Annotated in this window: 11 protein-coding genes and 1 pseudogene; 4 read left to right on the forward strand and 8 right to left on the reverse strand. The window is 69.4% G+C overall.

The window, feature by feature from the left end; genetic code table 11:
* Nucleotides 1-245: 245 nt before the first annotated feature.
* Nucleotides 246-890: a hypothetical protein gene (locus tag ON39_RS19930; protein WP_051186827.1), complete on the reverse strand. Its 645-nt coding sequence runs from the start codon at nt 888-890 to the stop codon at nt 246-248.
* A gap of 332 nt (nt 891-1,222) precedes the next feature.
* On the opposite strand from ON39_RS19930, the gene ON39_RS48900 reads away from it, so the two are divergent.
* Nucleotides 1,223-1,609, forward strand: a complete 387-nt coding sequence (locus tag ON39_RS48900; RefSeq protein ID WP_146251329.1) for a hypothetical protein — start codon at nt 1,223-1,225, stop codon at nt 1,607-1,609.
* Complete coding sequence (locus tag ON39_RS19940; protein WP_040736510.1) at nt 1,606-2,496, forward strand: hypothetical protein; 891 nt, start codon at nt 1,606-1,608, stop codon at nt 2,494-2,496. The genes ON39_RS48900 and ON39_RS19940 overlap by 4 nt, the downstream gene beginning before the upstream one ends.
* Nucleotides 2,497-2,520: 24 nt before the next feature.
* Here ON39_RS19940 and hisS read toward each other — a convergent pair whose 3' ends face one another.
* On the reverse strand, nt 2,521-3,798 hold the full coding sequence (gene hisS, locus ON39_RS19945) for a histidine--tRNA ligase (protein WP_040736511.1): 1,278 nt from the start codon (nt 3,796-3,798) through the stop codon (nt 2,521-2,523).
* A 158-nt stretch (nt 3,799-3,956) separates the two neighbouring features.
* On the opposite strand from hisS, the gene ON39_RS19950 reads away from it, so the two are divergent.
* Together ON39_RS19950 and ON39_RS19955 are read left to right on the forward strand one after the other, a co-directional pair.
* Nucleotides 3,957-4,835 (forward strand): peptidylprolyl isomerase, encoded by an 879-nt coding sequence (locus ON39_RS19950; RefSeq protein WP_040736513.1) that lies wholly within the window; start codon nt 3,957-3,959, stop codon nt 4,833-4,835.
* Between the two features lie 405 nt (nt 4,836-5,240).
* Nucleotides 5,241-5,795, forward strand: coding sequence for a hypothetical protein (locus ON39_RS19955; protein ID WP_040736514.1), 555 nt, complete (start codon nt 5,241-5,243; stop codon nt 5,793-5,795).
* Between the two features lie 72 nt (nt 5,796-5,867).
* On the opposite strand, the gene ON39_RS19960 is transcribed toward ON39_RS19955, so the two are convergent.
* From ON39_RS19960 to ON39_RS19985, 6 genes and pseudogenes are all read right to left on the reverse strand, one after another.
* Nucleotides 5,868-6,254 (reverse strand): DUF4913 domain-containing protein, encoded by a 387-nt coding sequence (locus tag ON39_RS19960; RefSeq protein ID WP_246003143.1) that lies wholly within the window; start codon nt 6,252-6,254, stop codon nt 5,868-5,870.
* A gap of 73 nt (nt 6,255-6,327) precedes the next feature.
* Nucleotides 6,328-8,163 (reverse strand): TraM recognition domain-containing protein, encoded by a 1,836-nt coding sequence (locus tag ON39_RS19965; RefSeq protein WP_040736515.1) that lies wholly within the window; start codon nt 8,161-8,163, stop codon nt 6,328-6,330.
* A 38-nt stretch (nt 8,164-8,201) separates the two neighbouring features.
* Nucleotides 8,202-8,795, reverse strand: a complete 594-nt coding sequence (locus tag ON39_RS19970) for a hypothetical protein (protein ID WP_051186828.1) — start codon at nt 8,793-8,795, stop codon at nt 8,202-8,204.
* A gap of 95 nt (nt 8,796-8,890) precedes the next feature.
* Nucleotides 8,891-10,606: a peptidoglycan DD-metalloendopeptidase family protein gene (locus tag ON39_RS19975; RefSeq protein ID WP_040736518.1), complete on the reverse strand. Its 1,716-nt coding sequence runs from the start codon at nt 10,604-10,606 to the stop codon at nt 8,891-8,893.
* Between the two features lie 43 nt (nt 10,607-10,649).
* The gene (locus tag ON39_RS19980; protein WP_040736520.1) at nt 10,650-10,958 is read right to left on the reverse strand and encodes a transposase; all 309 of its coding nucleotides are present in this window, start codon (nt 10,956-10,958) and stop codon (nt 10,650-10,652) included.
* 55 nt (nt 10,959-11,013) lie between these two features.
* A pseudogene (locus ON39_RS19985) lies at nt 11,014-11,840 on the reverse strand (hypothetical protein); the annotation flags it as partial.

Here is an 11,840-nt window from a genome sequence, read left to right on the forward strand (position 1 = left end):
CCATCTCTCAGGCGCCGCACCCCTTCTAGGGACCAAAAGCGAGTGCAGATCCCGAGAGACAGTGCGGGATCTCGGCACCCACGCGCCCGGCGAGTGCAGATCCGAGAAAGGGGGCGCCGACCCGGTCGCCTGCCGAGTGCGCGCGGGCGCTGGAAGCGGTGCGGGTGGGGTGGTACCGCGCGGTGCGGGTGGGGGTGGAAGGGCGCGGTGCGGGAGCGCCGCTGCCGGTGCGGGGGGCGGGGCCGTCAGGTCAACGCCGCTACCTCTCGGTCCGTCAAGACCACGGGCGAAACGGCGTCTTTGGTGCGAGCCATTTGGACTGCCCGGTAGAGGGGGCGGTCGGGGAGGCGGGCGTCTCGGGCTTCGGCGCGGAGCTGCTGGACCAGGAGGGAGGAGACGGCTACGGCGGCGGCTAGTTGGCTGGTGGCCAGGGCGTCGGCTAGGCGGCGGAGGCCGAGTAGGTGGAGTTCGCGGCCGCTGCCGGCGTCGGTGTACATGGCGAGCGGGATGATCTGGGATATCTCGCCGGCGGTGACGCGCAGGACGATTCGGCTGAGGCGGGCGGGGAAGATGAGCACCTCGACGCCGGTGGCCGCGGACACCTCGACCCGCCGTTCGCCGAACAGCCTTCGGGCGTGAATCATGGTGCCGGTCAACCACATTCGCCGCCGCCGCACGGCAACGGCGTAGCCGACGGTCGGCGCGCCGACGACGAGTCCGATGAGGACCGCGACGGGCCAGGTGACCACGGTCGCGGCCAGCAGCGCGGACCCGATCCCGATGCCCGACGCGGCCAGCGCCAGCCTGCGCAGCATCGGCGCGTACATCTCCGGCGCCACCAGATCCAGCCCGACGGGCGGATCCACGTGCTGCTCACCACTTTTCGACACCGGCCCACCTCTCCGCGACTCCCGCGCCACGTCGTGCGCGCAGTCACGTTACCGCCCCCGCTCTCGCCCCATATCCCCTTCCAGGACAAGCGCCGAGATCGGCACCTATTCCGAGATCTACATCCACAGTGGGTGTCCGGAAGAATGCCGCTTCGTAGCAGGGGTGCGACTGATGCGGAGTTGCGACGGGAAGGCGGCGATTCTGCGAGAATCGGTATTCGATTCACCGATATGTGAACCCGGGCCAAAGCCGATCAAAATCGCGCCGCGCGGCCCGGCAAAGGTGCTCGCCCGACCTGCGGTGGACGGGTCCGGCTCGAATCGAGGTGGGCATGCGTGGAAATACATCGAGAGCGGCATCGACGCTCGGTGTCGCCCTCGCAGTCTGCCTGCTGGCCGCAGGCTGCCCGAAGAACGACACGGTATCGCCGCCGACCACGAACACCCCCGGCACCACCGAGTCGACCAACCCGAAACCTGTCCCGCAGACCACGGACCGCCCCACGCCCCTCGAGCCGACCGGCGGCCCGAAACCCGTCCCACACCCCACGATCCGTCCCACGCTCACCGAGCCCATCGACCCCGGAATCGTCCCGCCCACCGCCACCCCGATCAGCCGCGAGCCGACGAAAGACAAACCGGGCCCGCCGATCTGGACATCCCCGCCGCCACAGAAAACGACGACGACGTCTCCCCTCGCGCCGCCACCCCCCTCGTGACGCGCACCCCCACCACCCCGACCCTGCCGTCGATCCTCGCCGCGATCGCGTCCCAGGCCGCCGCCGTGACGGGCATCCTCTACTACTTCGGATGGGCTTACAGCCGAGCCTTTTTCGGCTACTTCGGCGTCGACGTCAACATGCTCAGCTACTCGACCCAGGACTACGTGCTCCGCAGCCTCAACGGCGCCTTCTACCCCGCGACGATCACCCTGTTCGTGGTGGTCGTCCTGGTCTCCGTATGGCAACTCCCCGAACTCCACGCGATCCGAAGCCGCAGGCCCCGGCGAACGCTGCGCCGGTGGGTCGCGGCCATCTCCGCCACCGGCTCGCTACTGCTGACCGTGGTCCTGCTCGCGATGCTGCTGCCGTTCAACCTCGGCACCGGAACGATCGTGCTGCCGCTGCTGCTGATCGTCGGCGCCGCGCTGCTCGGCTACGCGGGCGTGCTGCGCCGCCGATACCCGATCTGGCTGCGCACCGTTCGACAACGCCGCATCCGCCCGGAGCGCACCGCCTGGGTTCATGTGCAGTCGTTCGGCCTGGTCGCGCTGATCGCGCTCGGCTACCTGTGGGCGGTCGGCGCCGCCGCCGACCGCCAGGGACACGCGGACGCCCAGCACGCGGAGGCGGCCCACTTCGTCGACCGGCCCTCCGTCCTGATCTTCAGCAAGGAACGCCTGGCCATCGAGGGCTCCGGCGCCACCGTCGGCGAGATCACCGCACCCAACGAGAAGTACCGCTTCGTCTACAGCGGCCTGTGGCTGCTCGCCCGCACCTCGGACCGCTACTTCCTGATCCCGCAGCGATGGGCCGTGGCCCGCGACCGAGTCTTCATCCTGCGCGACAGCGACGACCTACGCATCGACATCGCGCGAAATCCGTAGGGACTGCGACCCGACGAGCCGAATTCAGGACGAGACGTCCAGCGCCTCCCGAACGGCGCCGACCACCTCATCGAGCGGAATCTGGCGCTGCTCCCCGGTTGCCATATCCTTCAGCCCGATCGTCTCCTCGGTCAGATCCCGATCGCCGAGCACGAGAGTGAACTTCGCCCCCGACCGATCGGCCGCCTTCATCGCGCCCTTCACACCACGCCCACCGTAGGCGAGATCCACGCTGATCCCCGCCGCGCGCAGGTGCGCGGCGACCACCACGAGCCGCTGCTTGGCCGCCTCGCCCAGCGGCACCCCGAACACCTCGCAGCGCGCCGCGTCGCCCGCGGTCTTGCCCTCGGCCTGCAGCGCGAGCACGGTGCGGTCGACCCCGAGCCCGAAACCGATGCCGGACAATGGTTGCCCGCCGAGCTGCGCCATCAGTCCGTCGTAGCGACCGCCGCCGCCGATCCCGGACTGCGCGCCGAGCCCGTCGTGCACGAACTCGAACGTGGTCTTCGTGTAGTAGTCGAGCCCGCGCACCATCCTCGGGTTCACCACGTACGGCACGCCGAGCGCGTCGAGGTGTCCGAGCACCTGCTCGAAGTGCGTCTTGGCCGACTCGGAGAGGTGGTCGATCATCAGCGGCGCGCCGGCGGTCATCTCGCGCACCTCGGGCCGCTTGTCGTCGAGCACCCGCAGCGGGTTGAGCTGCGCCCGTCGCTTGGTCTCCTCGTCGAGGGGAAGCCCGAACAGGAACTCCTGCAACAGCTCTCGATACTGCGGACGGCAGGTCTCGTCGCCGAGCGAGGTGAGCTCGAGCCGGAACCCGTCGAGTCCGAGCCCGCGGAAGCCCGCGTCGGCGATCGCGATCACCTCGGCGTCCAGCGCGGGATCGTCGACGCCGATCGCCTCGATGCCGACCTGCTGCAACTGCCGGTAGCGACCGGCCTGCGGACGCTCGTACCGGAAGAACGGCCCGTTGTAGACCAACTTCACCGGCAGCTGCCCGCGATCGAGCCCGTGCTCGATGACGGCCCGCATGACACCCGCCGTCCCCTCGGGGCGCAGCGTGACGCTGCGGTCGCCGCGATCGGGGAAGGTGTACATCTCCTTGCTGACCACGTCGGTCGACTCGCCGACGCCGCGGGCGAACAGCCCGGTGTCCTCGAAGACCGGCAGCTCGATATGCCCGTATCCGGCCAGCCGGGCGGCGCGGATCAGCCCGTCGCGCACCGCGACGAATTCGGCCGAGCCGGGCGGGACGTAGTCCGGAATCCCCTTCGGGGCGGAGAAGCTGCTGGTCTTGGTCACGATGGTCCAGTTTCCACCACCACGCCCCCGGAAGTCCAACCGGTTGTTCGTACCCCGGCCCGGGTGTGAGGCGCACCGCTCTGGGCAAGTGTCGAGCAGTCTCAGGAATAAATGGCAGACTCTTCGCCGTAACAACCGGACACGGGAGGAACGTGGTAGTGCCGAGCAACGAACAGCGGCGAGCAGCGGCGAAACGTAAGTTGGAGCGCCAGCTCGCCAACCGGGCCGAGCGCGCACGCAAGCGCAAGCAACTGACGATCGCCGGGTCGGTGCTCGGCGTCGTCGTCGTGGTCGCCGCGGTCACCGGGGTGTATTTCCTGACCAAGGGCGACGACGACAGCTCAGCGGCCAAGGACGCCACACCGTCGAGCAGCATGCCTTCGGCGGCGGCCCCGCCCGCTGCCACGGCCAAGCCCGCGACGGTCAACTGCGTCTACAAGGACAGCCAGAAGCCGGCCGACAAGCCGGTGACCAAGCCCGCCAAGGCCGACGGCATCCCCACTACCGGCAACGACGCGAAGGTCAGCGTCAGCATGGAGACCAATCAGGGTCCGATCGGCCTGACCCTGAATAATGCCGAATCTCCGTGCACCGTCAACAGTTTCGTCAGCCTGGCCACGCAGAAGTTCTTCGACGGCACCAGCTGCCACCGGATGACCGCGGGCGAGGGCCTGAAGGTGCTGCAGTGCGGCGATCCGACCGCGAGCGGCATGGGCGGGCCGGGTTACCAGTTCGACAACGAGTACCCGACCGATCAGATCGACCCCAACGACCCGATGGCCGCGCAGAAGCCGATCCAGTACAAGCGCGGCACGCTCGCCATGGCGAATGCGGGGCCGGGCACCAACGGCAGCCAGTTCTTCATCGTCTACGGCGACTCGCAGCTGCCGCCGAACTACACCATCTTCGGCACGGTCGACGAGAACAGCATGGCCACCCTGGACAAGATCGCCAAGGCGGGCCAGGACGACTCCAACGGCCCCGGCGACGGCAAGCCGAGCCAGCCGGTCGACATCCAGTCGGTCCGCATCGACTGACACCCCCGCGATATCCGTTCGGGCCCCGCATCGATTTTCCGGTGCGGGGCCCGACACGTGTCGGGACGAAGCCGACCACCCTGATACTTCGGTTAGGGTTGGCTTAGACAGGAACTCCTTCGGTGAGTTACCGAACCTGTCGGAATTGTGCGATATATGCTGTTAAGCGGCACGTCCGTACGGTTGCGGAAGTGCTTTCTCGGGTAACCTCGAAACACGGAGTTCGCGTTGCGTGGCAACCCCCTTGGACGGGCGACCCCCGACCAAAGGGAATGCGACGACACGAGTTCTCCCGGTGTCCGCGTTCGCAGCCGGGGCATCGTCGGACGGACTACAGTCCCCTGGCGATGTTCAGACGAAGCACCACAACATCCATAGTGATCACTGCAGCATCGGGGAGCAGCCATGTCCGAGGAACTGGACGACATCGGCCGCGAAACAGCGGCCATGATGAGGACAATGTTGCAGCTTGCGACCCTGGTCGCGCTGCGGACCCGAGAGCGTGGTCAAAAAGAGGCCGAGGCGCGCGTCAAGGTCACCGAGGCCCGCATGAAAGAGGCCCGCGAGATGCAGATCCGCGAGGCCCGCGATGCGAAGGCCAAGGATCCCCGTAACACCGAACTCGCCAGGATGATCGAGAAGCCGATCCCCGAACGCGGTGTCTCGCTGGAGAAGGACCGCTTCTCCGCCCAGGCGGAGGCCACGCGCATGGCAGGCATAGCCGCCGCGCACTCGAAGCCGGTGTTGCAGTACGACTCTCCCGAACGTCGCACGGCGATCGCCGCGCACCTGGCGAAGATGGGCGTCGCGCCCGAGCTCGCCGCGGTACGCATGCTGATCGAGGTAGGCCAGGGGCAGCCCGCGAGCGAGGCGGTACGCACCCGCCCCGAGGAGGCGCCCGCGGTCACCAGGGCCAGGGAGCAGGACGCCCGGACCCGCGGCCTGGAGCGCACGCGCTAGCAGACGAATGAGAAACGCCCGCTTATCAAGCGGGCGTTTGCTTTTCGGTCCCTTTCAGCTCAACCCGGGGGCCTACATCCGGAAGTCGCCGATGGTCGGGTCGCCGAACATGCCGTGCTGCGGCGACTTCAACGGCAGCGGGCTGAGCATGTCCTTGTGACCATTGCGCACACTGCAGTATTTGAACGGCCCCTTGGGGTCGAACAGCTTGGCCATGTGCGGATCGGCGTGGTCGAGGAACCACACGCTCAGCCCCGTCGACGCGTCGAGCCGGAAGTGTTCCCAGGCGCGCCACATCGCGTCCAGGCGCGCGACCGCCTCGGCATGCTGGAACCACTCCGGGCACCATACGGTGTCGCTGAGATCGGTGACCTGACGCCGGTAGACCAGGCTCAGGTAGTTCTCGACGAACTCCACCACGTTCGCGTAGATCATGGGTTGCTGTTGCTGCTCGGTCACGGCCTCGCCTCGCCTCCGCTCGGCACGGTCGCGACCGATCGCGCTGCGCCCGAGGCTTTCTCGCTACGCTCGCTCACAGGGGCCTGACCTCCTCGATCTTCCCGTACTCCGGCGGCGGGGCGCCCTTGCTGAGCGAAGGCGTGCCCGGCATCAGGTCACCGATCTCCGTCTTGCGCTGCGGATCGTGGTGCGAGATGGACTTCGTCACCTCGGCAGCGTACTCGCCCTCCCACCACGGAACCGTGCGAACCAGTACCGGCGGCGCGCCAGACGGGAAGACGATCACGCGACCGCGCGGCAACTGCGCCAGCGCCTGCACGCTGAACGTCTTCGACGATCCGAGCGAGCGCGAATAGCTCTTGCCGCCTTTGGATTCCGAGACCGAGGCGGAGATGACCTCGTAGTCGCCGATCGCCTCGGAACGCTCGCGCAGGAAGTTCGTGTCGTCCACGCCGCTGCCGAGCACCTTGATATTCGCCGCGGCCCACAGCGCGTTCATGCCCGGCTCGCCCCAGCAGCGCACGCCCTGCGCCCACGACTGCAGCACGGTCATCACGACGATGCCGCGCGAGCCGAAGTGGCTGTACTGCTTGGGCAGATCCTTCCAGCGCACCACGTTCGCCGCCTCGTCCAGCACGGCGAGCAGCGGAATGGGCAGCCTGCCGCCGAGGGACTGGGAGGCCTTGCGCATCGCGACGTCGATGACGGCCTCGGTGAGCGCGCTGACCAGCGGCGCCGCCGAGCCGCGACCCTCCAGCGACAAGCTGTACAGGGTGCCGTTGCGCTCGATGAACTCCAGCTCGTCGAACTGCCTGCGATCGCCGCCGGGGGTGATCCACGGGTGCACGTTGGACAGCTTGAGACAGCGGATCATCTTCTTGGCGGTGCCGAAAATGCCGCTGCGCGTGCGCTCGTCCGCGTTGTACTGGGCCGCCAAACCGGACGCCGTGTAGTGGTGCCTGGCCGCGCGCAGCAACTGGATCGGCTCGGTGTCACCGGGATTGGTCACCCATTCCCACACCTGCACGATCGGCCTGCTGCCGTTCTGATCGCCGACGGCCGCGGCCAAGAACAGTCCGGCCAGCAGGTCCTCGGCCTCCGGATCGAAGAACGCGTCGGTCTTGGCGTCGGAGCCGTCGTCGCCGTCGGCGAAGTGCCCGGCCAGGCGGGCCGCACGCATCTCACAGCCCTCGACCCGGGCGTTCACCCAGCCCAGCGGATCCCAGAACCAGGTGGGCTCCTCGCCGGCGACGCCCTGCGGGTCGAAGACGAACGTCGGACTTCCCTTGGCCTCGCGCACATCTCGCGTCGCGTCCACCACGTCACGCTTGTTCGACGTGGCCAGCACCGGGCCGATCGCGGTGAGGATCGCCGGAATCACCCGCGAGGTCGACTTGCCCTGGCGCGGTCCCCAGATGTCGAGGTGCAGGTCTTCGTAGGAGCCGTAGAGCATCTGGTTGTCGGCGATGCCGATGCCGATCGGCACGCCGGGCACGTCCTCGCTGCCGAGGCGCACGCCGAGCTGCTGGGCCTTCTCCCGGACGCCCTTCGCGGTGAGGTGGGCGATCGCGCCGCCCTGGCCCATCACGTCGGCCTTGTCGTCGACGGCCAGCCTGCCCACCGTCTTGCGCTGCTTCAGGTGCTTGCGGATGTACACCCAGGCCACCACCGCGGCGATGACGATCAGCACGATCACCGTCGAGGCGCGCGGCCAATGCAGTTTGCCCCTGGCCAGATCCGCGACGATGGCGATCGGGTTGATCGGGATGGACTGCGGCGTCACCGCGAGCATGTTGCCCAGGTGCAGCGACAGCCACAGCGTCGCGAGGATCGCGAACCCGGCGTACAGCAGGATCAGGGTCGCGTCGGGCCCGACCGCGGCCGGGTCCTTCAGCGGCTTCTTCGCCATGGTTGCCTCCTTGTTCGGACAGGAAATGGTCTGGGTGTTCAGCGGAACGCGTCGAGCCGCCAGCCCTCGGGCGTGCGCACCACGGTGGCGATGACCGTCGCCGGCGGCAGCGGTTCCTTGCGGCCGTTCGGGTAGACGACGGTCTGCTCGATCCCGATCTTGAACTGCTGCAGGTTCGGATCGCCGCCGCCGGGCGGTTTCTCGCCGGAGGCGAAGGTGAACGCCTCGACGTTCGCCTTGGCCGCCGCCCAATCCGCCCACTGCAGCGTCGTCTTGGGCGTCTCCAGCCCGGTCGGCGCGCCGTCCAGCATGCGAATCAGGCTGGGGCCCAACCACTTCCGGGCACGCGTCAGCGAGGCGCCCTGGGCCTCGGCAGCGGGGTGCCAGGTGTAGATCTCCTTCAGCGCGGCCACCGCGACGCCGTCGGGCGTGACCGGATCGGGCGCGGGCACGCCCTCCAGGAGGCGGGTCGTCGACGTGGCCGGGTGTGCCCCACCGGATCCCGCGTCCGCCCCGTCTCCGCGACCGCAGGCCGCGCCGAGCATCGCGACGCTCACCACCAGCATCACCACCAGTTTCGCGCGTACCCTGTTCGATGCGCGGCGTCCCGCGGGCACGTCTCCGGCGTGCACGCCGCTGTCATTCCAGGCTAGCCGCAAGGACCGACACTTCGTCAGTCCCGAGTTCGCGCGTTCGGATCCCACGAGCCGGGGACGCGCGCGTCCGTTCACAACACCCTCCTCGCCCGGCTGTCCCCCGGCACCGGTACCTCGCCGACGCCGCCGCCACCGCGCGTGCCCGGCACGGCCTGAATCATCCGCCCGTTGCCGGAGTAGATGCCGACCTGCGCGGGTCCGCGCGGCCCGAACGCGCTGAACACCAGATCGCCCTCCTGCACCTTGCCCATCGGCACCTCGACGCCCGCCTCCCACTGCTGTTCGGCGGTGCGCGGCAAGGTGACCGAGCCGGACGAGGCCGCGAACACCGCGGCGGCCGTCAGGCCGGGTCCATCCATGCCGCCGCCGCTGGGCCCCTGCGGTCCGCCGCCGCCCCACACGTACGGCGTGCCGAGCCAGTCGTGCGCGGCTTGGACGATCTGGCTCCCGCCGCCGCCCTCCTTCGGGTCGAAGCGGCCGAGCGCGCCGGGCGCGCGGTACTGCGCCTCCATCGCGAGGATGTTCGCCACGTACGGCTGGGTCTCGGACAGGTGCGCCGCAACGCGATTCGGCATGCCGCCGGAGGCGAGCACCGCGCCCTCGCCCGCGTTGTAGGCGGCCAGGGTCAGCGCGGTGACGTCGCCCTGCACCTTGCCCTCCGCCTCCCACTGCACGATCTTGTGCGCGATGGCGCACATGTAGCGGCCCTGCCCGATGATGGCGTCGCCGTCGTCCCACACGCTCGCGGTGCCGTTGCCGTCGGCGTCGATCACGTAGGGCTGGCCGTCATCCGGGTTCACCGCGGCCGCGGTGCTCGGCAGGAACTGCGCGAGCCCCTGCGCGCCCGCGGGCGAGGTGGCGCCGCGGCGGAAACCCGACTCCTGCCTGCCTTGTGCGGCGAGCAGCGAGGGGGTGATCTGCGGGCAGATCGAACCCGCACGGCGATACCAGATCTCGAGCTCCGGCGGCACCTTGCCCGCGGCGAGCGCGCCGCCCGCGCTGCCGAAGCCGCGGACGCAGCGCGGATCGTTGGAGAAGGCCCGCGCCCCACCGACATCCGGGGTCGGCGCGCCGTCCAGCCATGGGAGCGGGTCGATCTGGCGTCCGCCGGTGAACCGGCCGCCGGGAACGATCTCGAAATGCAAATGGGGGCCGCTGGATTCGCCCGCGGAGCCGACCTGGGCGATGGGCTGGCCCGCGGTCACCGTGTCGCCGACGCGCACGCGCACGCCGGAGTCCCACATGTGCCCGTAGACCGCGGAGTACGCGCGGCCGTTGGTGTCCACCGAGTCGACGACGACCCAGTTGCCGAAACCCGATGCGGGACCGGCGGCGACGACGCGGCCGTCGGCGACGGAGTAGATGGTGGTGCCGTCGGGCGCGGCCATGTCGACGCCGAGGTGTGTGCCGCCGCGCGCGCCGAACACGTCGGAGATCGTGAAGGTGCCGATGGCCAGCGGCAGGGTGCGGCGGATCGGCCCGGCTCCCGCGGCCAGGGACGGCGCGGCGGCGACGGTCGAGTTGGCCTGCGACCCCGAAGGCGCCGCCGCGGCCGGGTTCGCCTGTGCTCCCGTGGGATTAATGGCCGACGGAGTCGCGGTCCCCGATTGTTTCGCACGGGGGTCGCCGGGCGGGTAGCCGCCGAGCGGCGGCAGGTTCGACTGCGTGCCGAGCAGCGACGAACCCTCGCACGGGTCGTCGACCGCGGGCAGCACGATCACCACCACCAGGGTCATCAGCGCGAGCACCGCGCCGAGCGCCCCCCAGAGCAGCCCCTTCCCGCTCACCGAGGCCTCGCCGGGCCCGGCCCGCGCCCCGACAGGACAGGGTTCACTGACCCCGCCGGGATTCGTTGAGGGTGTCGGCGAGCGTGCGGTTCATCTCCGCGGCCGCCGCCAATTGTTGTTGCAGCAGAGCGACTTTGCGACGCAGGGCGGACGCGTCCATGCGCTCCAGGCTCGGCCCCTCCGCCGCGCGGACCCAGTTGCGCACCGAGTTCGTGTGCACGCCGATCTGCTCGGCCACCACCCGGCAGGCCTCCGACTCGCTGCTCATCTGCCCGGTGAGCGCGATGACCTGCTGCACGGCGGCCTGACGCACCTCGGGCGAGACCCGGCGGTAGGAGCGGTGCGGCATCATCCGGCACACCTCCCCTCGCGACGCGACATCGGTAACCGGGGTCTCGACTGAACTTTCATGCGGCGCTCCCGCTCGGCGAATCCGTCCCTCGGGCAGTCGATTCCGTGAACTCGCTGAACCGCTGGTTGGTGTCGTGAATACCGCTCTCCTTCTCCGAGAGCGTGAACTCCATGTGGAACGGGATGCCCGGCCTGCGGTCCTCACCGATCTTCAACAGGAACTTGCCGGTGCCCGGCGGCGAGGGCCGCTGCTGCCCGGGTTTGAGCGCCTCGCCGGTGAGCGCCTGGGGCGCGGACCAGCCGGTCACCATCTGCTCCTCGGCGGAGGTGAACGGCACGATGCTGTCGAGCCGCTTGACCTCCTCGCCCGGCAGCGCGCCGAAGATCTTGGCGCGCGCGCGTTCCAGGAAGCCGAGCGCCTTGGCGATGGCGGCCTCGGAGCCGAGGGCCTGGAGGTCCTTGATGGTGTGGCTGATCATGATCAGCGAGGTGGCGATGCCGCGCTGCAGGCGGGTGAGCTCGTCGACGCGGTCGACCATGAAGTCGCCGAGGCCGAGCACCTGCCACAGCTCGTCCATCACCACCTGGAAGTAGCGCTGCGGGCCGAGGTCGGCGTCGGCGAGCACGTGCGCGGCCTCGACCGAGGCGAAACCGTCGGCCCAGCAGGCCAGCATCACCGCGGCCTTGAGCTTCTTGTCGCCGGTCGGGATGTGCGAGACGTCGATGCAGACCGCGACCGCGCCGGTGTCGATCGGCACCGAGGTCTGCCCGTTGAAGATCGCGCCGAACGGGCCTTGGGTGAGCGCGCGCAGCGAACGCCGCAGGTTCTTGATGGCGTTCTGATACTCCTCGGGATCGTCGGCGCCCGCGTCGAGCATCAGCT

It is taken from the genome of Nocardia tenerifensis NBRC 101015, from assembly GCF_000308715.1.
In the GTDB taxonomy this organism is placed as follows: domain Bacteria; phylum Actinomycetota; class Actinomycetes; order Mycobacteriales; family Mycobacteriaceae; genus Nocardia; species Nocardia tenerifensis.